This is a genomic window from Daejeonella sp. (genome assembly GCF_044348475.1).
Lineage (GTDB): Bacteria > Bacteroidota > Bacteroidia > Sphingobacteriales > Sphingobacteriaceae > Daejeonella.
On sequence record NZ_JBIKSU010000018.1, the window covers coordinates 1 to 21,819 of the forward strand.

At 40.1% G+C, this 21,819-nt stretch carries 18 protein-coding genes; 16 read left to right on the plus strand and 2 right to left on the minus strand.

All coding sequences use genetic code 11. The annotated features are described in order from the left end of the window. Together ACIQZ6_RS06185 and ACIQZ6_RS06190 are read left to right on the plus strand one after the other, a co-directional pair. Positions 1-921, plus strand: a 921-nt coding sequence (locus tag ACIQZ6_RS06185; protein ID WP_395809238.1) for a hypothetical protein, incomplete at its 5' end; no start/stop codon positions are given. A 114-nt stretch (positions 922-1,035) separates the two neighbouring features. Next, positions 1,036-1,749: an SGNH/GDSL hydrolase family protein gene (locus tag ACIQZ6_RS06190; RefSeq protein ID WP_395809240.1), complete on the plus strand. Its 714-nt coding sequence runs from the start codon at positions 1,036-1,038 to the stop codon at positions 1,747-1,749. Positions 1,750-1,752: 3 nt separating this feature from the next. Here ACIQZ6_RS06190 and ACIQZ6_RS06195 read toward each other — a convergent pair whose 3' ends face one another. Then, entirely contained in the window at positions 1,753-2,706 is a 954-nt protein-coding gene (locus tag ACIQZ6_RS06195; protein WP_395809242.1) for an amidohydrolase family protein, read from the minus strand. Between the two features lie 244 nt (positions 2,707-2,950). On the opposite strand from ACIQZ6_RS06195, the gene ACIQZ6_RS06200 reads away from it, so the two are divergent. From ACIQZ6_RS06200 to ACIQZ6_RS06250, 11 genes are all read left to right on the plus strand, one after another. Next, a complete protein-coding gene (locus ACIQZ6_RS06200) occupies positions 2,951-3,997 on the plus strand; it encodes an NAD(P)-dependent alcohol dehydrogenase (RefSeq protein ID WP_395809244.1) in 1,047 nt (348 codons plus the stop codon). 66 nt (positions 3,998-4,063) lie between these two features. Further along, entirely contained in the window at positions 4,064-5,275 is a 1,212-nt protein-coding gene (locus ACIQZ6_RS06205; protein WP_395809246.1) for a PQQ-dependent sugar dehydrogenase, read from the plus strand. A gap of 201 nt (positions 5,276-5,476) precedes the next feature. After that, a complete protein-coding gene (locus ACIQZ6_RS06210) occupies positions 5,477-6,463 on the plus strand; it encodes a formylglycine-generating enzyme family protein (protein ID WP_395809247.1) in 987 nt (328 codons plus the stop codon). 17 nt (positions 6,464-6,480) lie between these two features. After that, positions 6,481-7,806 (plus strand): Gfo/Idh/MocA family oxidoreductase, encoded by a 1,326-nt coding sequence (locus ACIQZ6_RS06215; protein WP_395809249.1) that lies wholly within the window; start codon positions 6,481-6,483, stop codon positions 7,804-7,806. 34 nt (positions 7,807-7,840) lie between these two features. Further along, positions 7,841-8,758 carry a hydroxypyruvate isomerase family protein gene (locus ACIQZ6_RS06220; RefSeq protein ID WP_395809251.1) on the plus strand — a complete coding sequence of 306 codons (918 nt, stop codon included), beginning with the start codon at positions 7,841-7,843 and terminating at the stop codon, positions 8,756-8,758. 367 nt (positions 8,759-9,125) lie between these two features. After that, the gene (locus ACIQZ6_RS06225; protein WP_395809253.1) at positions 9,126-9,662 is read left to right on the plus strand and encodes a hypothetical protein; all 537 of its coding nucleotides are present in this window, start codon (positions 9,126-9,128) and stop codon (positions 9,660-9,662) included. A gap of 133 nt (positions 9,663-9,795) precedes the next feature. Next, positions 9,796-10,053: a hypothetical protein gene (locus tag ACIQZ6_RS06230; RefSeq protein WP_395809255.1), complete on the plus strand. Its 258-nt coding sequence runs from the start codon at positions 9,796-9,798 to the stop codon at positions 10,051-10,053. 99 nt (positions 10,054-10,152) lie between these two features. Next, entirely contained in the window at positions 10,153-12,504 is a 2,352-nt protein-coding gene (locus tag ACIQZ6_RS06235) for a DUF4838 domain-containing protein (RefSeq protein ID WP_395809257.1), read from the plus strand. Positions 12,505-12,648: 144 nt separating this feature from the next. Further along, a complete protein-coding gene (locus tag ACIQZ6_RS06240) occupies positions 12,649-12,855 on the plus strand; it encodes a hypothetical protein (RefSeq protein ID WP_395809259.1) in 207 nt (68 codons plus the stop codon). A gap of 81 nt (positions 12,856-12,936) precedes the next feature. Then, positions 12,937-13,269: a hypothetical protein gene (locus ACIQZ6_RS06245; RefSeq protein ID WP_395809261.1), complete on the plus strand. Its 333-nt coding sequence runs from the start codon at positions 12,937-12,939 to the stop codon at positions 13,267-13,269. 222 nt (positions 13,270-13,491) lie between these two features. After that, on the plus strand, positions 13,492-13,758 hold the full coding sequence (locus tag ACIQZ6_RS06250) for a hypothetical protein (protein ID WP_395809262.1): 267 nt from the start codon (positions 13,492-13,494) through the stop codon (positions 13,756-13,758). On the opposite strand, the gene ACIQZ6_RS06255 is transcribed toward ACIQZ6_RS06250, so the two are convergent. Further along, entirely contained in the window at positions 13,733-15,574 is a 1,842-nt protein-coding gene (locus ACIQZ6_RS06255; protein ID WP_395809264.1) for a DNA topoisomerase, read from the minus strand. The genes ACIQZ6_RS06250 and ACIQZ6_RS06255 overlap by 26 nt on opposite strands. 1,608 nt (positions 15,575-17,182) lie before the next feature. Here ACIQZ6_RS06255 and ACIQZ6_RS06260 point away from each other — a divergent pair. From ACIQZ6_RS06260 to ACIQZ6_RS06270, 3 genes are all read left to right on the plus strand, one after another. Next, positions 17,183-18,475: an MFS transporter gene (locus ACIQZ6_RS06260; RefSeq protein ID WP_395809265.1), complete on the plus strand. Its 1,293-nt coding sequence runs from the start codon at positions 17,183-17,185 to the stop codon at positions 18,473-18,475. 216 nt (positions 18,476-18,691) lie between these two features. Next, positions 18,692-20,059, plus strand: a complete 1,368-nt coding sequence (locus ACIQZ6_RS06265) for a hypothetical protein (protein ID WP_395809267.1) — start codon at positions 18,692-18,694, stop codon at positions 20,057-20,059. A 263-nt stretch (positions 20,060-20,322) separates the two neighbouring features. Next, entirely contained in the window at positions 20,323-21,639 is a 1,317-nt protein-coding gene (locus ACIQZ6_RS06270; RefSeq protein ID WP_395809269.1) for a hypothetical protein, read from the plus strand. Positions 21,640-21,819: the final 180 nt, after the last annotated feature.

Here is a 21,819-nt window from a genome sequence, read left to right on the forward strand (position 1 = left end):
ATAATTACCTCAGGCGATTACACAGTAGATAGCCTTGAATCACTGATTGAGGCATTGGCAAAAGCTAAAGCCGGGCAGGTAGTGTTCATCCCCGGAGATAAGATTATAGACATGACCACCTTTATTTATATCGATAAGATCATACTTAAGATTCCTGAGGGAGTTACATTGGCAAGCGATAGAGGGCACAATGGATCAGAAGGTGCCCAGATCACAAGTGATGGTTTAGATACTCCCGGCATGATTCTGGTCAATGGCGCTAATGTCAGAATAAGTGGTATTCGTTTAGAAGGTCCAAATCCAAAACGCTATTTAGACCATCATAAACGTGCATTCGGCCCGGGAGGGCCTGGTCATCCTTATTATTATAAATTCCCAACTTCAAATGGAATACTCTGTAAATTTCCTGATCTTGAGGTTGATAATTGTATCATTACTGCGTTCTCACATGCTGGAATAAATTTGCAGGCCGGTACCAGACATCATATACATCATAACCTCATTCACCGTTGCCAGTATAACGGACTTGGTTACGGAGTGAGCCATGATAAGGCAAGTTCAACCATAGAATTTAATCAGTTCAATGAAAACAGACATTCATTGGCAGGAACCGGCAGTCCCGGCTGCGGATATATTGCACGCAATAATGTGGAACTTGGAATTTCGCTGAGCCATAACTTTGACATGCATGGAGGTCGCGACCGCAAAGACAATACAACCATTGCAGGAACTACCATGGAAATGTACAACAATACCTTTCTTGGCCCTCAAAGGGCTGTCGTAATCCGAGGAGTACCTCAAGATAAATGTGATGTACACCATAACTGGATGCCTACTCATAAGAATGCAAGCTCAGCTGTAAGAGCTGAAGAAAAAACATATACCACCAATAATCTTTATGCCGACGGCGAAGTTGCCTGATCTGATATCACATTTTAAAATGAAAGCTCTTTCAACATCTGGAAGAGCTTTTTTATTCCGGCTTTCGTCAAAACATCAAATTTTTTCTAAATTGATTTTTTCAAAAACATAAAAATGAGAACAAAATACCTACACTTCCTAGCAGTACTACTTATTACCTTATTGAGTACATTCTCTTTGGCACAAGACAAGAAGGAGCTAACCATCGTTACTTTCGGAAACTCAACTACAGCACTGCGTAAAGGAATTGAAAAGGTTTATGCTGTGCGTATCCATGAAGGGCTAATCGAAAATGGTATTCCAAATAAAGTGATCAACTCGGGCATCGGCGGCAGCCATACCGGCTCAATCAAAGATAATGACAAAGGAAAGGTTGAACATGGAATGGATCGTTTTGAAAAAGCTGTATTAAGCCATCGTCCAGATTGGGTTACACTAAACTTTGGATTAAATGATGCTTATCAGGATAAAGGAGAAGGAACTAGCTCACGCATTCCCATTGAAAAATATACCGAAAACCTGACCTATTTCATTACAGAGATCAAAAAAATTGATGGTAAAATTATTCTTCTAACCCCCAATCCACTGAGCTCAAAACTTGAGCAGTTTCGGCATGATCGTCTTAAAATTTACAAAAATGCTGTAATCAAACTCGCAAAATCTGAAAATGTGGAACTGATCAATTCATGGAAACTATTTCATCGCTATGCAAAAAAGAATGCAACAGGAATGGAAGGTTTACTGCCCGACGGTACACATCCAATGGACACCGGTCATCAACTGATTGCCGAAAAGATTATAAAAATAATTAAGAAGAAAAATCGCTGAATTTTAAAGCCGGAACATCTTCTTTGCATTAAAGTATAAGATTTTACGCTCAATTTCTTTGCTTGCAGATAGCTTTTTAATGGCAGCAATAGTTCCGGCACCCTGACAAGCCGGTCCATGACCGGCATAATCATCGCAATCACTTCCATAAAGTAATTTATCCTGATGCTTACTTAAAAAGGCACGGGCATGATCTTCATCTCTAGTCAGGGAACTTAATCCGGAACCTCCTGAAATATCTCCATACATATTCGGATAATCACTCATCAAGCGATCTGTTAACCCTCCCGGGCTAACCTTCCCTCTAGGATACAGAATGTTTTGATCCGGATGGTTCTTGTCAATATTAGCCCAGAATGTTTGTGAATGCCCTAAAAAATTAACCTTGGGATATTTTTCAAGCATTTTATGAAAGCGCTCAAAACCACGGTTATACATATTATACTGCCAATGCATGAGTACAGGCACGTCGTATTGTTGAGCTAGTTGATAGATTTTCTGCATCTCTGGCGAATCGCAGTCTACATTGAATTTCAATTCACCAATCACCTTAGCACCTAGCTTCAGATACTTTTCAATCTCTGGAATAGCCCCAAGAAAATCAGGAACTTCACACGCACCAAAAAGCATTTCTGATGCATGTTCACGGGCATATTGATAACAGGTTTCATTACCTCCAGCTTTAACTTGCAAACCATTACTCACTCCATAATGGGTTGAACCATAGTTCAAGGGCCTACCAGCAGGAAGAAGTATAGTGGTTGTCACACCCATCATCCGCTGATGTGCAAGCATTTTTTCCTGACTCCTACCCGCATAATCAGTATGCTGATGAATATCAATTATCGGTTCAGAACTCTGAAGCTCTGTTCCATTAAGTTTTAAAGTATAACCCGCAAGCAGTAAACCTGTTCCTGTAATAAAATGACGTCGGTTAAGCGTGTTTTTTATTTCCATAATAACATTTAAGTACCCAATTTACATAATTTAAAACAACATGGCGACTTACGAAATCACCTCACCGAGCGCAAAGTGATTTCGTCAGTCACATTTAAGAAGGCGAAGACGAATTTGTCTTCCATAACGTCTAGGTAAATTCGAAACCCGATAGCTATCGGGTCTGAAACAGTCACCGCTATTTTACAGATAATCAGTCTAAACTAATCAAATCTTAATTAACTTTAAGCTCTAAACTAAAACCATGAAAGCAGTTAAAGCATATGCCGCACTAAGCGCTGAAAAACCCCTAGAACCCTATCAAATTGACCGTCGTGAACCTGGCTCAGACGATGTAGAAATCGAAATTCTGTTTAGCGGTGTATGCCATTCTGATATACATACCGCAAGGAATGAATGGCATGGAACGGTTTATCCGGTTGTTCCCGGGCATGAAATTGTTGGCAAAGTAACCCGTGTGGGTGATGCTGTCAGCCGTTTTAAAATTGGCGATTATGTAGGTGTTGGCTGCTTCGTTGATTCTTGCAGACAGTGCACTAATTGCAAAGATGATCAGGAACAATATTGTGAAAATGGGCATACACAAACGTATAATTCTTATTCACAAGACCGTAAAACTATAACGCATGGCGGATACTCCAGCCATATTGTTGTTACTCAACATTTTGTATTGAATGTTTCTGATAAATTACCATTAGCAAATGTAGCCCCTTTACTATGTGCAGGTATCACTACCTACTCTCCTTTGAAACACTGGAATGTTAAAAAGGGAGATAAATTGGCGGTATTGGGCTTAGGCGGGCTTGGGCACATGGCCGTTAAGATAGCCTCATCAATGGGAGCAGAAGTAACGGTATTGAGCCGGTCAAAAGGTAAAGAAAAAGACGCTGAACGATTAGGTGCAAAACATTTCAAGATCACTTCTGATCCTGAGAACATGAAAAACTTAGCCGGAAGTTTTGACTTTATCATCGATACCGTTTCAGCAGCACATGATTACAATCAATACCTTGCCCTATTGAGAACGAACGGAGTAATGGTACTTTTAGGTGCTCCTCCAACTCCTTCAGAGGTTTCAGCATTTCAGCTTATTGGTGGTCGCAGAAGTTTAGTTGGCTCATTGGTAGGTGGCATCAAAGAAACCCAGGAAATGCTCAATTACTGTGCAGATCATAACATTAGCTCAGATATTGAACTTATAAATATGAATCAGATCAATGAAGCATATGAAAGAACACTTGCCGGTGATGTACATTATCGTTTTGTAATCGATATGAAATCACTAAATTGAGCTTGATTAAATTTAAACACAAATTACCTATAATTAGATTAGAAATTAACATTCAAAAAATTGATCATGATTAAAAAAATGCCATTTTTAATAAGTGCCCTTGCGGTTATCCTCACCGCTTATAGCAATGGGGCCTATTCGCAGGATAGCAGCACAGATCCTGTAGAAAAACTTGCTCCCAATAGTACTTACCCATCTGCTTTCCCGGGACAGACAAGAATTGCCGGTGTAAAAACCAAGGCAGCAATACAATCAAAAATACTTGTAAACGGACTTAAAAGGCCATGGGGAATGACGGTATTGCCCGATGGAAGGCTTTTGATCACTGAAAAAGCTGGAGTTATGAAAATTGTCACAACTTCAGGAACAGTAAGTGAACCGATTACCGGTTTGCCTGAAGTAAACTCTGCCGGACAAGGAGGTTTACTGGGCCTCACCATTGATCCTGATTTTACAAAAAACAGAATGGTTTACTGGTCATTTTCTGAAAAATCAGCTTCAGGAAACCTAACTGCAATTGCCAAAGGAACACTGTCATCAGATGAAAAAAGAATAGAAAACGTCACTGTGATTTATCGTGCAAATCCGGCACATCCAAGTACTGGGCATTATGGTGGAAGAATTCTGGTTGATAAAACTGGCAATTTATTGATCACAACCGGCGAACGCTCTTCATTAGAAACCAGACCTCAGGCTCAGTTTCTGACCTCGGCTAATGGAAAAGTAATCCGCATCACTAAAGATGGAAAGCCTGCTCCGGGCAATCCCTTTCTGAATAATCCTGAAGCTAAACCTGAGATTTATTCATATGGTCACCGAAACGTTCAAAACCTAGCCTTTCATCCGGCCACAGGCGATATTTGGACCGCTGAATTTGGACCTAGAGGTGGCGATGAATTAAATCTGATCAAACCAGGCAACAACTACGGCTGGCCAATCATTACCTACGGTATTGAATATAGCGGTGCTAAAATAGGTGATGCCATTCAGCAGAAAGAAGGAATGGTACAGCCTGTATATTACTGGGATCCGGTAATTTCGCCAAGCGGAATGTCGTTCTACAGCAGTAACACGATTCCTGAATGGAAAAATAACCTGTTCATTGGAAGTTTGAGTGGAATGCATGTACTTAGACTAGTCATCAAGAATAATAAAGTTATTGGTGAAGAACGACTACTTGCCGATCAAAAACAGCGTTTCAGATCGGTTATTGAAGGTAAAGATGGTGCATTGTATGCCATCACAGATGAAGGAAGATTATACAGGCTAGGAAAATAAAAAAGCAAAAATTTTTATTAGTTAAAACAATCATATTCACTAACAGGGATTGGTTTTATGCCAATCCCTGTTTTTTTATGCCCTAAAACAAGGTTTAGCATTCAAAATTATTGGCAAAATTGATGATATTTAATTCTTTAATTAGATATTAGTTTAATAAACAAATTACGAAAAAGCTAAATGCTAATTCAGGCTACCAGAATGAGATCAACCCTTCCTAAATTATCAAGCTTATTTACTTTACTTATTTTTCCGCTTGTACTATTTTCACAGGAAAATAAATTCAGTACGTACACTCAGGATCTGAGCGGAACAGATCTAAAATTTGACATGGTGGCTATTCAGGCAGGTGAGTTTATGATGGGCAGCCCTGAAAATGAAGCTGGCAGGCGCCCAGATGAAGGCCCTCAACATCCAGTAAAAATAAGTGCTTTTTGGATTGGTAAACATGAAGTTACATGGGATCTTTTTGAGCCATTCGTCTATAAAAATCAGGAAATCCGTCGAAGTAGCCTTCCATTAACACAAGAGGTTGATGCATTAACACGGCCAACAAGGCCCTATGTTGATATGACATGGGGAATGGGTAAGGAAGGTTTTCCAGCAATTGGAATGACCCACTACTCTGCTGTTCAATTCTGCAAATGGCTATACGCCAGAACAGGCATATTTTACAGGCTGCCTACCGAAGCAGAATGGGAGTATGCCTGCCGCGCTCAAAGCAAAGGCCCCTTCTCCTTCCCCGCAGATTCAAAACTTGATGAATATGCATGGTATAGTGATAATAGTGATAAAAAAACACATCCTGTAGGAAGCAAAAAGCCAAATGCATGGGGACTTTATGATATGCATGGAAATGTAACCGAGTGGACCATTGATCAATACAAAGCAGATACTTACAGCGCATATAAAAATACCACAGCTCTAAACCCGTTAGTCCAGGCAGAAACATTATACCCGCATGCTGTGCGTGGTGGATCTTATGAAGATTCTGCCAATGATCTTAGGTCTGCAAGCCGCAGGGGTTCAGATCCGGAGTGGAAAAAAATTGACCCACAAATACCAAAAAGTAACTGGTGGCTAACCGGAGGTACATTTGTAGGTATCCGTCTTGTACGGCCTCTTGTACCCCCTACCCAAGAAGAAATTCAAGCATATTACAATCGAGAACCTATAGCTGATTATTAAATCAAATTATTCATAACATGAAGAACAAAATTTCTGAAACTAACGACAGGAGGGATTTTTTAAAAACCTCAGCCATCCTCACAGGAGGCGCCTTACTTGGTAGTATTCCTCTTGCAGGCGCATATGCATCTGGATCAGATACCATAAAAATTGCACTGATAGGTTGTGGTGGTCGTGGAACCGGCGCTGCATTTCAGGCGCTGAGCACCAAGTATAATTTAAAATTGGTTGCAATGGCTGATGCATTTCCCGATAAACTCGACAAATGCTATAAAGCCTTACTTGCAAAATATGGCGCTGAAAAAGTAAGCGTTCCTGATGATAAGAAATTTGTAGGTTTCGACGGATATAAGCAAGCAATAGCTGAGGCTGATGTAGTTTTACTGGCAACTCCTCCTGGGTTCAGACCTTCGCATTTTGCTGAAGCCGTAAAACAGAATAAGCAAATTTTCATGGAAAAACCAGTTGCAACTGATTCACCTGGTATCCGCAGTGTGCTGGCAACTGCAGAAGAAGCCAAACGTAAGAAATTAAACGTAGTAGTTGGTTTGCAACGTCATTATCAAAAAAACTACATTGAATTAATGGATCGTGTGCATCAAGGCGATATAGGCGAGGTAATTTCTGGTCAAGTTTACTGGAATAGTGGCGGTGTTTGGGTAAATCCTCGCCAAGCTAATCAAACTGAAATGGAACACCAGATGAGAAACTGGTACTATTTCAACTGGCTTTGTGGCGATCATATTGTTGAACAGCATGTGCATAATATTGACGTAGCCAATTGGGTAAAAAATAAATACCCTGTATCTGCTTATGGAGCGGGTGGACGATTCTTACGTAATGGAAAAGAGCATGGTGAGATTTATGATAACCATTCAGTTGAATTTGTTTATGACGATGGAACCATTATATCAAGCCAGTGTCGCCATTTTACAGGTGGAGCAAACAGAGTAGATGAATCTTTCCAGGGAACAAAAGGAAAAGTATATTTTGACTCTAATAATAAAGGAAAAATCTGGGATCACAAAGGCAAAGTTTTGGTAAATTATGACGGTAAAAATGATGCAAACCCGTATCAAACCGAGCATGATGAACTATTTGCGGCAATTACTGCTAATGAATACAAATTCGCGGATGCTGAAAATGCTGCAAAAAGTACGATGACTGCAATTATGGGTCGTTATGCTACCTACTCAGGCGATATTATTAAATGGGATGATGCATTAAACTCTCCAATCAGCCTGTTCCCGGAACGCTTAGCATGGGATGCGATGCCAAAGGTATTACCTGATGCAAACGGAAACTATCCATTTGCAATTCCAGGAGTCACTAAAGTAATTTAATACTAAAAAGCTGATCATTCAAAATAAAAACGATATGAAAAGAAGTGAATTCATAAAAAGCTCCACCTTATTTGGTCTCTCTCTTGCTGGGGCGAGCGCTGCATTTGGATCAAGTTTAAGCAAGCCAGCAAAGGCAGAAAAAACTTTTAATTTAAATTATGCCCCACATGCAGGAATGTTCGCAGCTCATGCCGGAGATAATTTCATTGATCAAATCATGTTCATGCATGATCAGGGATTTAGAAGTATTGAAGACAATGGACTTGTAAAACGCCCTCTTGCATTACAAGAAGAAATTGGCAAAACCCTGGCAAAACTGGGCATGAGCATGGGTGTATTCGTAGTAGATAAGGGAGGCAATGGCGCTAATACGTTAGCTGCTGGCAAACAAGAATACATTGATATTTTCTTAAATGGCTGCCGCCAGGCAGTTGAAGCAGCAAAACGTGTCAATGCAAAATGGATTACCGTAGTTCCTGGCGATTTTGAACGGACTCTTCCGATTGGAATTCAAACCGGAAATGTGATTGAAGCATTAAGACGTGGAGCAGAAATTTTTGAACCCCACGGACTAATCATGGTTCTTGAACCATTGAGCGATACCCCTAACCTATTTTTACGCAATACTGATCAAACTCATTTGATCTGTAAGGGTGTAAATAGTCCTTCGTGTAAAATTCTCTATGACATTTATCATATGCAGAAAAACGAAGGGAATCTGATCCCTATGATGGAAAAATGTTGGGATGAGATAGCCTATATTCAGATTGGAGATAATCCGGGAAGAAAAGAACCCACAACCGGAGAAATCAATTACCGTAATTTATTTAAATACATAGATGGCAAAGGCTACAAAGGAATTCTTGGAATGGAGCATGGTAATTCGCTTCCTGGAAAAAATGGAGAGCTTGCCCTAATAAAAGCCTATAGAGAGGTAGATAATTTTAAATAAATCAGAATTTAATTATACCAGGAGTTAGTTTAAAATACCTCCTGGTATAATTGAAATAATTTACCTTTTCTGCAATGCTCTAAATTATCTATCATTTGATAGCTAAAATGGCATCTTCAATGGATTTGATTCCATCTAATAATGAAATAACAGGCACTCTGTTTTTATCCAATTGTAACGGCCAGGCACAAGCAAGATCATTATTTCTGCCATCTTCCTAAACCAATCTGCTGAGGATCATTAATACAGTCAAATTACGTTAGGTTAATTTTATTACTTTAAAGAAAGCATGCCTGATCAAATAGCCTTAAAAATAGAAAATACGTAACTTTGATTTAATTCTAAAAACACAATTAAATTATAGAATATGAAATCAATCCTTGTCATCTCTCTAGTATTCATTCTATTTTCCTGCAAACAAAATGCAAGTGAAAACACAGGGCCAAACGAGCAGATTCAATTTGTAAACTATATTAAAGTTCTTAGAGATACAGTAAACGTATCTGAACAAAACAAGCCTCTTCGAAATTTTCTATTAGAAAAGGGCATATCCTCTTCTAAAATCTATGTTAAAGACAGCCTACAAATGAAATTTAATTCCTGGCAAGCTACAGTTCTGGATATTATTGACAAGCAGGCAAGCACAGAAATAAATGTGGGTATACTCGTAGACCCAACAAATAAATCAGCGCAAAAATCGATTGTTTTAAGCTCTATAGTTGACTACTCTGGGAAAGCACTAATACAAGGCCTAAAAGCTGGAGACGAAGTAAAAATCAGTGGCATTTTCATTGAAAAGAAAGGATTCATCGATATAGACAATTACAGCGATTATAAGTTTTCCAAAAATGTATTTGACAATCCTGAATTCAAAACAAAACTTTTGAAAATAGAAAAATTATAATTTTTGGGTAAGCTATTTAATTTTTAATAAATAGATGGCTACACAAAAACTAAATTCCATTCTTCAAAATAGAACCTAAAAAAATTTTAAAATTTAGAATCCAATTCCCGCAAATCCTTGCCAATATTGCATCATGAATGAAGTTATCTTAAAACACATCAAAACTTTCGAAATGATCGGCGTGATCATGAGGATAATAAGTTTTACACTCGTAAGCTGGCTTGGCCCTGAAAGTCCGTTTCTATTTGTCTGGATTTTCAATACGCTTGATGCAATCCTACTTTCCTGGTGTGCCATCCTTAAAAAGGATAAAGCATATACCGTATTGAATCTGTTCTGGATTTTGGTAGGAATTATAGGTATACTAAGGGCCAGCGGACTATTACACTAACTAGCTGGTCTGGTAGAATATTTCGGTTCTAATTTTTTCATTTTTGATTCTATATTTTTTTACCTTGTTTTGATTTAAACAACATGATACATTTTCAGAATGAAAAATAATAAGGAAAAAACTACAACTATCTCAAGACTCAGCTTTTTAAAAAACACCGGTATTGTAGCAGCAGGATTAACCTTTCTGCCTGGTTTGGTTAGCTCAAAGCTTAGAGATAGCTTATTGAGTTCTGGCTTAGCTGCCGGCAATATCATTGATTACCAGATTATAATTCCATCTCTGGTAAGTTCCATTGAAAATCAAGCAGCACAACAACTTCAAAAATATCTATCTAAAATATCTATAAAGCCAATTCCAATTGCAGAAGAGGGTAAAACAGTAGTTACCTATGGCATTTATATTGGCGAAACAGAATTTGCCAAGGCAAATGAAATCAATTTCAATCAGCTACCTGAAGCAGGTTTTATTACTAAAACTACCGGCAACAATTTTATTATTGTTGGTGGCTCAAAAAAGGGATTGCTTTTTGGAGTTTACGACCTACTAGAAGGTTTAGGATTTAGAAAATATGCCAATGAAGATGCTACCAGCCCGAAGATTAAATCATTCGAACTAGAACAGGGAACAAAAACATATGAGCCGCTAATAAAATACAGAACAACTTCCTATAGCCAAATGGCAGATCAGGAGTATTCAGACTGGCATAAACTCTCTTCAAGAGATGACTGGGGATTATTTGTACATACATTTAACACGCTTGTACCGCAACAAATATATGGTAAAACTCATCCTGAATATTATTCACTGATTGCTGGCAAGCGACAACCAGGCACCCAGCTTTGTCTTTCAAATCCGGAAGTATTAAAAGTACTAGTTGAAAGCCTAAAAAATAAGATACAGGAAAAACCGGCTTCTACCTATTGGTCTGTAAGCCAAGATGATAACGACAGATATTGCCAATGCGATGCTTGTAAAGCATTAAATGAAAAATACGGAAAAGTTCCAAGTGGATCTATCATTCACTTTGTAAATCAGGTTGCCAAAGAATTCCCAGATAAAATCATTTCTACCCTGGCCTATTGGTATACCAGGAAGGCTCCCAAAAACATTGAAATTGAGTCGAATGTAAATATTATGCTTTGTAATATTGAAAGTAGAAGGCAAGCACCTGTATTTATTACTGACCCTGCATTTTCAAATGATCTGAGAGACTGGGGCGCACTTTCAAAAGATATCCTGATCTGGGATTATAATATTCAGTTCACCAATTACATTTCACCTTTCCCAAATCTGTATACCTTAAAGCCGAATATTAAATTCTATACCGATAATCAGGTCAAAGGTTTGTTCATGCAGGCAAATGATGAAGCGGCAGCTGAAATGGCCTTGCTTCGATCCTATCTGATCAGCAAACTCATGTGGAATCCGGATGCAGATGACAAAGCCATTATCAATGAATTCCTAACCGGCTATTTCGGTGCTGCGGCTCCATTTATAAGTCAGTACATTGAAAGCATGCAAGAATCTCTGGTAAAAAGCGGAATGGTATTGAGTATTTTCGGAGATCCTATCCATGCAAAGAACTCCTATTTGTCTGCAGAAATGATGCAGCAGTATAAGCTGCTCTTTGATAATGCAGAAAAGGCTGTGATAGCTGATCCAAAATTAGTACAGCGTGTAAGAACCGCACGATTGCCAATCATGTATGCAGAAATTCAGATCGGACGCACCGAAATCGATACAGCTAGAAGCATGTTCCGCAAGGGGATTAATGGCTATATACTCGCAAAACCTGAAATGAAGTTATTGGTTAACCGCTTTGCTGATATATGCAAACTGAATAAAGTAAAACTGGTACGTGAGCGGGCAGGAACACCGGAGCATTATCGTGCATCCTATAACCGCATCTTCAGCAATATGGAGGGAATGATGAAGGTAAAATCATTCAGAAAAAAAATTACTCCAATCACCAGTCCAAACCCAAAATCAAAAGGTCTTGAAAGCCTTACCGACGGAGTTTTTGCTTCGTATGAATCGTGGCAAGAAGCTGATCAGAACTGGGTTTATTATACCGGACAGCATATGGATTTTATTCTAGATTTAGGGTCAGTGATGGCTATAACATCAGTCAATATGGATTTCCTTAACCCGCAGGCACAACCCGACTGGCATTTGTTTGCGCTTCCTAAACATGTAAGTTATTCACTATCTGCTGATGGAAACAATTACTCTGAACCGGTAATGATCATCAATGATAACAATCCAAATCCGCTTGAAAACCCAGAGATCATCAAAATTTCTATCCTGCCTTTTCAAGCAATTATGAAGACTGGGACAAAGGCTCGATACATCAAAGTTCATGCAGAAAGCTTATTAAAAACTCCTTCATGGCATATCCGATCAGGGCAAGATATTTCTATTTATTGTGATGAGATTGTAGTGAAATAGTTGATTTAAAAAGACTAGGCCCCCGCGGCTATGAGCGGGAGTAGTTTTATATAGTTTACTTAGCTAACTCCAAGTACAGGATAATTTATGTCAAACTTAAACAAATCGTCCATTCACTGAACCTACGTTCACCTCTCTTCCGCATTGACTGGTGCGGCAATTACAACCCTAGCCCTCGCAGAACCTTTCATAGCAGCAGGCGCAGCGGTAGCGTTTATTCGCTGTTTTTTTATTGTTTTTAAAAGGTGCTCATGGTCTCGTCGTACCGCCTCGGCTTGGTTCTTTTTTGCTACAGAAAAAGAACTAAGCCCCCGCGGCTATGAGCGGATTGAAATTATGAATGAAAGCTAGCTAACTCCAATTACAGGAAAATTTATATCAATCTCAAACAAATCGTCCATTCACTGAACCTCCGTTCACCTCTCTTCCGCATTGACTGGTGCGGCACGCAGTCCAATAGCCAACCCACTGACTTTCATAGCATCAGGCGCAGCGGTAGCGTTTTGGTTCTTTTTTGCTACAGAAAAAGAACTAGGCCCCCGCGGCTATGAGCGGAATGAAATTAGGTATGCTTGGTGGGTACCACCAAGGATAAGGGAAATTAGTTATTTGATGAAAATTAGGTTTTTGCCTTTGGCAAAAATTATTTGTGTCTTTTGTCTTGAAACAAAAGGCACCAAAAGTTCAAGAAAGAACGATGCTTCCACCGCACAGGGCAAAACACCTGGCCCGCCGTTCTTTCATCCCACCGCGCGTGAATTGTAATTCATTTGATATTTATTTTCATTATTCAAAATCTGACAGAGTACTAAGGTTAACGTTAGTGGGGTTATGAACGTTCATCAACAAACGGCTGCGTACAGGGCTTTGATTTTTGTATTAAGGATGAATTAGAATTAACGCCCTGTCCAATGCCGCGCAAAACGGTTAATCCAATTTTTATTCTCCGACACGCTCGCACAGACCTTTAATAACCTCTCTTCCGCATTGACTGGTGCGGCAATTACAGTCTTAGCCCTCGCAGAACCTTTCATAGCAGCAGGCGCAGCGGTAGCGTTTATTCGGTGTTTTTTTATTGTTTTTAAAAGGTGCTCATGGTCTCGTCGTACCGCCTCGGCTTGGTTCTTTTTTGCTACAGAAAAAGAACTAAGCCCCCGCGGCTATGAGCGGAAAGAAATCATGAATGCTTCGTGGGTACCACCAAGCACATGGAAAAAGATAAAGAAATTTATTTCGTCAACTCAACAGGCTTAAGCTTTAAACCAGCTCCTGCTTTAAGCAATTCTTGAGTAATGCTGCGTGTATAAGTTTTGATCTCTTCCTGAAAATCTATAACTGAAGCCCCTGAACGTATCTCTTCGAGTCGCTTCTCCCAGTTTCCGGTAAGTTCTGCCTGAGCGATCTTATGATCTTTAACTACCTCATACACTGCAAGACCAGTTGGGGTTGGTACCAGGTTTTTCTTTTCACGCAAAATATAATCCCGTTTCAATAGGGTTTCAATGATCGCTGCCCTAGTAGCAGGAGTACCTAAACCACTATCCTTCATTGCATAACGTAACTCTTCATCATCTATCTCCTTTCCTGCAGTTTCAAGGGCTTTTAATAAGCTTGCCTCATTATACAGTGGCTTAGGTTTAGTTTGTTTTTCAAGTAAGGCTTTATCAACTATCGGCAAATTCTCTCCTTCCTTCACTTTTGGCAGAGAAGCATTATCTTCATCCTTTTTTTCCTCATCAGGCTCGTTGAATACGGCTCGCCAACCGGCAGTACTAATCACAGTTCCACTGGCGATATACTTGGCACCTGATTGAACCGTAATTTTAGTGATTTCCTTGATACATTCTTGATGAAATGCCTCCAGTGTGCGGCCCAAAACCAGGTCAAAAACGGCTTGCTTATCGGCCGAAAGATTATACGGTTTTTCTCCCGTTGGCAAAACAGCGTGGTGATCGGTCACTTTTTTGAAATTCACACTGCGCTTATTCAACTTAACTCCCATAAGATAAGATGCCTGCCTACCAAAAATTTCATGATCCTTGAATTTTTCAATCAAGGCTGGAATTCCGGCAAATACATCATCTCCAATATACCTGCTACCCGTACGAGGATAGGTAACTAACTTACTTTCATACAGATTTTGAAGAAGGTTCAGAGTTTGATCAGCAGTAAATCCATTTTTTTTATTTGCTTCCTGCTGCAAACTACTCAAATCATGCAAGAGCGGTGGTGGTTCTTTCCTCGGCTTTGCCTCTACAGTAAGAATATGTCCGCCAGTTGGGAAGCCCGCAGCCACATCTTCTACCTGCTCAAGTAAAACCTGCGCCTCCTCCTTGCTTTTAAAATTTTCGATCGATATAGCCCTAAAAGCCTGTCCCTCTTTATCTACTTGAATGCACACCTGATAATAAAGCTGAGGTGCAAAATTCTTATTCTCAAGATATCGTGAGCAAATCATTGCCAATGTGGGAGTTTGTACCCTTCCCAGCGAAAGAACTGATCGTGTTCCCGATGAAATACTCAGTGCTTGTGTGGCATTCATACCCACCAACCAGTCGGATTGAGAGCGGCAATGAGCAGAATTAAATAAAGTATCGTAATCAGATCCAGGTTTGAGATTACGGAAACCTTCTTTAATGGCTTCATCCGTTTGGGATGAAATCCAAAGTCGTTTAAAAGGTTTTTTACATTTCAGGTAATAGTATATATAACGGAATATCAATTCACCTTCTCTTCCAGCATCTGTAGCAACGATGATATCAGTTGCTTCATCAAATAAGGTCTGAATAATATTGAGTTGTTTCCTGACACCTGGGTCTTCAACCAGACCATCCTTTGTCATTACCTTACGTATGGAAAGTTTAAACTTTGCAGGCAACATGGGCAGATTATGCACATTCCATCCTCGAAAGCCATACTCCTGGGGTGGTGCCAACTGCAATAAATGTCCAAAAGCCCAGGTAAAAGTAAAGCCTTTACCTTCCATATAACCGTCTTTTTTGGTTGTAGCCCCAAATACTTTGGCTATTTCCCTAGCAACAGACGGCTTTTCGGCAATGATTACTTTCATAGGTTAAATTTTGAACTTGGCTAAAGTAGGTAATAAGTTTTAAGTGGTAAGTTGTAAGTTTTAGGTTGTAAGTTGTAGGTTTTAGGTTGTAAGTTATAGGTTATAAGTTAAAAGAAGAAAGGTGAAAGCAGAAAGGTGAAAGGTGAAAGGTGAAAGGTGAAAGGTGAAAGGTGAAAGGTGAAAGGTGAAAGGTGAAAGCAGAAAGGTGAAAGCAGAAAGCTAAAAGAAAATTGTGCAATCTCAAATCTCCCATCTCATATCTCCAATCTCATATCTCATATCTCCAATCAGTTCTAAGTAATAAGTTCTAAGTTAAATTTGGGTGTGAAAGTCTTGATAAATTTTAACAAAAAATAAGCTAAATAATTTTTCATAGACATTAAAATGAGCATTTATAAGGGTTTTGTTGTGCCTTGTTGTTTAGGTTTCTTTGGTAGTATCTTGATGGAAAAGATAGATTTTTGTTTTATTTGGCTTTCAAAAGAAAGAAATATTGGTTCTTGAGTAGCATTGCTTTACTATTTAAATAGGTTATAAATAAATTCGTGTGAATTTCATGAAGGTCCCTCACCTGCTGAAGGGCAGGTTTCGGGATGACATTGGATTTTTGATTGAAATTTATTTTTAAAAATCGCTATACAGGTGTCCTACCTACCGGCAGGCATAGGCAGGTAATGCCGCACAATACGGTTATGATGGTGAAGCATAATTATTTTTATCCGCCACGCTTGCACAGACCTTTAATACCCGTTCTTCCGCATTGACTGGTGCGGCAATTACTGTCCTAGCCCTCGCAGAACCTTTCATAGCAGCAGGCGCAGCGGTAGCGTTTATTCGGTGTAGTTTATTGTTTTTTAAAGGCCCTCATGGTCTCGTCGTGCCGCCTCGGCTTGGTCCTTTTTTGCTACAGAAAAAGGTAAAGCCCCCGCGGCTATGAGCGGAATGAAATTATGAATGAAAGCTAGCTAACTCCAAGTACAGGAAAACTCATATCAATCTCAAACAAATCGTCCATTCACTGCACCTCCGTTCACCTTTCTTCCGCATTGACTGGTGCGGCAATGACAACCCCAGCCCTCGCAGAACCTTTCATAGCAGCAGGCGCAGCGGTGGCATTTATTCGGTGTAGTTTATTGTTTTTTAAAGGCCCTCATGGTCTCGTCGTACTGCCTCGGCTTGGTCCTTTTTTGCTACAGAAAAAGGTAAAGCCCCCGCGGCTATGAGCGGAATGAAATGATGAATGGTAGACAGCTAAGTCTAGGAACAGGAAAACTCATATCAATCTCAAACAAATCGTCCATTCACTGCACCTCCGTTCACCTTTCTTCCGCATTGACTGGTGCGGCAATTACAACCCTAGCCCTCGCAGAACCTTTCATAGCAGCAGGCGCAGCGGTAGCGTTTTGGTTCTTTTTTGCTACAGAAAAAGAACTAAGCCCCCGCGGCTATGAGCGGAGTGAAATTATACATGCTTCGTGGGTACCACCAAGCACAAGGAAAATCCAATTTTTTTTCACCTCCCCCCTTACACAAACCTTCAACAACCTCTCTTCCACCTAGATTCCCATCGGGAACTGGATTAGTCTTAAAAATAAATTCAAATTCCCTATGTTTGAGTATATGACCCAGCCACCTATCCAATCTAATCCGGTACGCCGCATACTTGCAGCCAGCCTCATTGGCACCACTATTGAGTTTTTCGATTTTTACATTTATGCCACTGCCGCAGTGCTGGTATTCCCAAAATTATTTTTCTCGGCCTCAGATCCAGCCATAGCCACACTCGAGTCGTTAGCTACTTTTGCCCTTGCCTTTTTTGCACGCCCATTGGGTGCAGCATTATTTGGGCATTTTGGCGACCGTAATGGACGAAAGGCAACACTAGTAGCTGCATTAATGACAATGGGACCATCAACTGTGGCTATCGGACTCTTGCCGGGCTATGCTTCAATTGGAATTGCCGCACCAATATTGTTGGCCGTATTTCGTTTTGGCCAGGGATTAGGCCTTGGCGGCGAATGGGGAGGTGCGGTATTACTAGCAACAGAAAATGCACCAGCACACAAAAAAGCGTGGTACGGTATGTTTCCACAATTAGGTGCTCCCATAGGTTTCCTTTTATCTACCGGCTCATTTTTTATATTGAGCAAAACTATGAATGAAAGCGACTTTATAAACTACGGATGGCGTATACCTTTCATAGCGAGTGCACTTCTGGTTTTTGTTGGCCTGTATGTGCGCTTAAAAATCACTGAAACACCCGATTTTATAAAGATAGTAGACAACAAGCAACGCTCAAAAATGCCTGTTAAAGATGTTTTTGTAAAACATACCAAAGCCATAACCCTAGGTACCTTGGCTACAGTAACCACTTTCCTGCTGTTTTATTTAATGACTGTATTTACATTAAGCTGGGGTACAACGGAACTAAAATACACCAAAAGCGATTTCCTGATTTTGCAAATGATCTCCATGCTATTCTTCGGATTAGGTATCCCATTATCTGCTTGGTTGGCTGATACATACGGACGCAATAAAATGCTTGTTTCAGCCACTAGTGCGATCATGTTATTTGGAATTTTCTTCCCATTCCTATTTATAGCCGGCAACTCATTCCTAACAGGTTTATTTCTGTCGGTTGGCATGTTCCTGATGGGCCTAAGCTACGGACCAATAGGCACGGCCTTGGCAGGGATATTTCCGGCACCTGTACGTTATACGGGCGCTTCTCTGGCCTTTACGCTAGCCGGAATCTTAGGTGCATCCCTAACCCCATATTTAGCAACCACCCTAGCCCAAAATTACGGTCTTGCTTATGTGGGCTATTACTTAACCTTAGCTGCCGGACTAACGCTATTTGCTTTACTCGGGTCGCGGAAAATGATGCATGAAGAGGCCTAGTTATAAAAATTGCTAAATAATCTATTCAGACTAATCGTCATAATCAGTCAATAAAAAGCTTAGATGCAATTTTGTGAAGAGCTGTGCCTGATTTGCGATGAATAAGTATAAATAATTATGAAAATATACTGAATAACAGAAAAGCTTTAATTAATTTTTTAGATTTATATATCAGGATAACGAGGTAAATTAAATCCAGTTCAAAAAATTAATTACATGGCAAAGAAACCAACCGAAATCATTAGCAGCACTAAAGATTTATTACCAATTACTGAAATCATGGAGTCGAATCCAACATTTTCACGGCGTCAAATGCTGGGGATAGGCGGTATAGCAGGTTTAACGGCTTTAACAGGCCTATCTACCGAAACTATTGCCCAAACTCAGCAACGAAAACCTCGTATTGCAGTTCTGGTTAGCTATTGGGCTTTTACAAGATCACATGCCGATTGGATTGTAAACAAATTGATTGACGGTTATTGGTGGGATGGTGCCCATACTGATTCACGAGTGGAAGTTGTTTCCGTTTTTATTCATCAGCTTGAAGAAAGCGGTTTGGGACAGAAAGTTTGCAAGGCAAAAAATATTCCAATCTTCAAAACAGTAGGAGAAGCTGTTACACTTGGTGGCAAAGACCTTGCAGTAGATGGCGTGGTCATAGTAGCTGAACATGGTGAATATGCAACCGATTTAAAGGGCCACTGGTTATTACCACGCTGGTGGATTTTCCAGCAAGTTATTCAGGTTTTTGAGAAGAGTAAGCGCTCAGTACCAGTATTTAATGACAAGCACCTCTCCTACAATTGGGATGAAGCAAAATGGATGTTTAATAAATCGCGTGAGTTAAACTTTCCGTTAACAGGAGGATCATCCATTCCAGCCTATTATCGCAAGCCTGAGATAGAAATTGATATTGATACTCCTATAAAAAATTCGATTGTAATTGGAGGAGCCGGAGACGAGGGTGGTATTTTCCATGCTATTGATGTGCTCCAAGGCTTCGTAGAACGACGTAAAGGCGGCGAAACTGGTGTCAAGTCGATACAATCTATTCGTGGGACTGAAGCCTGGAAATGGGTAGAACGCAATCCATGGGCCGGCAAATTACTCGATGCTGTTGCCATACAATTTGACTTTAAGCCCGGATATTTCCAAGAAACTCCACAAACAAATATATGTGTCATCAACTATAATGATGGTACAAAAGCAGCCGTAATTGGTGGCCGCAGTGTGGGCTGGACTTACGCTGGTGAAATCCAGGGAAAAAATGAGCCCACCATCATATCAATGCTTGGATGGGCTGGTCCATACGATCAGTACCATGCATCTAACGCTCAACCTCACTGGATTACCGAAATGATGGTGACTAAAAAGGAACCATTCAATGCAGAGAGATTACTTCTTTCAACAGGTATTACCAATCACTATATGGAATCTAACTGGGAAGGCAGCAAGTACTCTGCAGTTGGACGAAACCTCGAAACACCAGAATTGAACATCAAGTACCGCTCTACCCGAGGTGCACAATTCAGTAAAGGAGAGCGACCACCAGCAAGACCATATATTAGGGGGTTTAATGAGTAGGAGGTAAGTTATAGGTAATAGGTTATAAGTTATAAGTAATAGGTTATAAGTTATAAGTATAAAGCTGAAAGCTAAAAGTTAAAAGCTGAAAGTAGAAAGTTAAAAGTTAAAAGCTGAAAGTAAAAAGCGAAATTTTGTTTAGTAAATATTAATACCGTCTAACCACCTAACCACCTAACCAACTGACAACTGACAACTGACAACTGACAACTGATAACAGATAACAGATAACAGATAAAAAAATGGAACCAAAATCACTTCCAATGAATAAAATTATAGAGGCAAATCCAAGTTTTACCCGTCGTGAAATGCTGGGCATTGGTAGTATTGCCGGTTTAACTGCTTTAACAGGCATCTCAACTGATAGTATCGGGCAAATTCAGGATCGAAAGCCTCGTATTGCTGTACTGGCAACATTCTGGGGGGCAACAAGATCACATGCCGACTGGTTAGTGAACAAGTTGATTGACGGATATTGGTGGCAGGGCGCCTACCATCCATCTCGTGTTGAGGTTGTATCTCTTTATCTGCACCAGCATGATACTAGCTTACTCGGACAGAAAGTAGCTAAAGCAAAGGGTTTTCCAGTAGTTAAAACAGTTGCTGAAGCATTGACACTTGGCGGTAAGGAACTTGCTGTGGATGGAGTGGTCATTGTTGGAGAGCATGGCAATTATACAACCGATTTGAAGGGGCGTTGGATGCTTCCACGCTGGTGGTTATACAATCAGGTAATTCGCGTGTTTGAGCAAAGTAAGCGCTCGGTACCGGTCTTTAACGATAAGCATTTTTCATACAATTGGGATGATGCCAAGTGGATGTTTGATAAATCGCGTGAGTTAGGCTTTCCTTTGACCGGAGGATCGCTACTTCCGGTATACTACCGCAAACCCGAAATAGAGCTAGAAAATGATGCGCCCATCAAACACTCAATCGTAGTTGGAGCTGCTCCAGATGAGGGAGCTATTTTTCATTGCATTGAATTGCTGCATGCATTCGTTGAGCGTCGTAAGGGCGGTGAGACGGGTGTTAAATCAATACAATCTATCCGCGGGCCAGAATCATGGAAATGGATTGAACGCAACAGCTGGGCAGCTAATCTACTGGAAGCAGTAGCCAAAAGACTGGAATTAAAGCCAGAGAACTATCAGGCAAATCCAAGAACCAATATTTGTGTAATTGAATACAATGATGGAACGAAGGCAGCTATCATTGGTGTTCCCTTATCCGGATGGACTTACGCCGGCGAGATTGAAGGGCATACTGAGCCAACAATTGTTTCTTTACTTGGCTTCCCGGGTCCGTTTGACCAATATCATGCATCTAACGCTCAACCGCACTGGATCACAGAGATGATGGTAACCAAAAAAGAACCATTCAATGCTGAGCGGCTACTTCTTACAACCGGAATCACAAACCATTACATGGAATCAAACTGGGAAGGCAGCAAGTACTCTGCAGTTGGACGCCGCATCGAAACTCCATTCCTGAATATGACTTATCATACAACACGTGGAGCTCAATTTAACACGGGTGAAAGGCCACCAGCAAGGCCTTATATTCGGGGGTTTGATGAGTAGGTGATAGGTTATAGGTAATAAGTTATAGGTTATAAGTATAAAGCTAAAAGCTGAAAGTAAAAAGCTAAAAGCTGAAAGTAAAAAGCGAAATTTTGTTTAGTAAATACTAATACTGCCTAACTAACAACTGATAACTGATAACTGACAACTGATAAAAGGCAAAAGCTGAAAGCTAAAAGC

Excerpts from the sequence above, each read along its gene's own strand:
- ACIQZ6_RS06190 (WP_395809240.1), top strand. The coding sequence starts at position 1,036 with ATGAGAACAAAATACCTACACTTCCTAGCAGTACTACTTATTACCTTA.
- ACIQZ6_RS06195 (WP_395809242.1), bottom strand. The coding sequence starts at position 2,706 with ATGGAAATAAAAAACACGCTTAACCGACGTCATTTTATTACAGGAACA.
- ACIQZ6_RS06200 (WP_395809244.1), top strand. The coding sequence starts at position 2,951 with ATGAAAGCAGTTAAAGCATATGCCGCACTAAGCGCTGAAAAACCCCTA.
- ACIQZ6_RS06205 (WP_395809246.1), top strand. The coding sequence starts at position 4,064 with ATGATTAAAAAAATGCCATTTTTAATAAGTGCCCTTGCGGTTATCCTC.
- ACIQZ6_RS06210 (WP_395809247.1), top strand. The coding sequence starts at position 5,477 with ATGAGATCAACCCTTCCTAAATTATCAAGCTTATTTACTTTACTTATT.
- ACIQZ6_RS06215 (WP_395809249.1), top strand. The coding sequence starts at position 6,481 with ATGAAGAACAAAATTTCTGAAACTAACGACAGGAGGGATTTTTTAAAA.
- ACIQZ6_RS06220 (WP_395809251.1), top strand. The coding sequence starts at position 7,841 with ATGAAAAGAAGTGAATTCATAAAAAGCTCCACCTTATTTGGTCTCTCT.
- ACIQZ6_RS06225 (WP_395809253.1), top strand. The coding sequence starts at position 9,126 with ATGAAATCAATCCTTGTCATCTCTCTAGTATTCATTCTATTTTCCTGC.
- ACIQZ6_RS06230 (WP_395809255.1), top strand. The coding sequence starts at position 9,796 with ATGAATGAAGTTATCTTAAAACACATCAAAACTTTCGAAATGATCGGC.
- ACIQZ6_RS06235 (WP_395809257.1), top strand. The coding sequence starts at position 10,153 with ATGAAAAATAATAAGGAAAAAACTACAACTATCTCAAGACTCAGCTTT.
- ACIQZ6_RS06255 (WP_395809264.1), bottom strand. The coding sequence starts at position 15,574 with ATGAAAGTAATCATTGCCGAAAAGCCGTCTGTTGCTAGGGAAATAGCC.
- ACIQZ6_RS06260 (WP_395809265.1), top strand. The coding sequence starts at position 17,183 with ATGTTTGAGTATATGACCCAGCCACCTATCCAATCTAATCCGGTACGC.
- ACIQZ6_RS06265 (WP_395809267.1), top strand. The coding sequence starts at position 18,692 with ATGGCAAAGAAACCAACCGAAATCATTAGCAGCACTAAAGATTTATTA.
- ACIQZ6_RS06270 (WP_395809269.1), top strand. The coding sequence starts at position 20,323 with ATGAATAAAATTATAGAGGCAAATCCAAGTTTTACCCGTCGTGAAATG.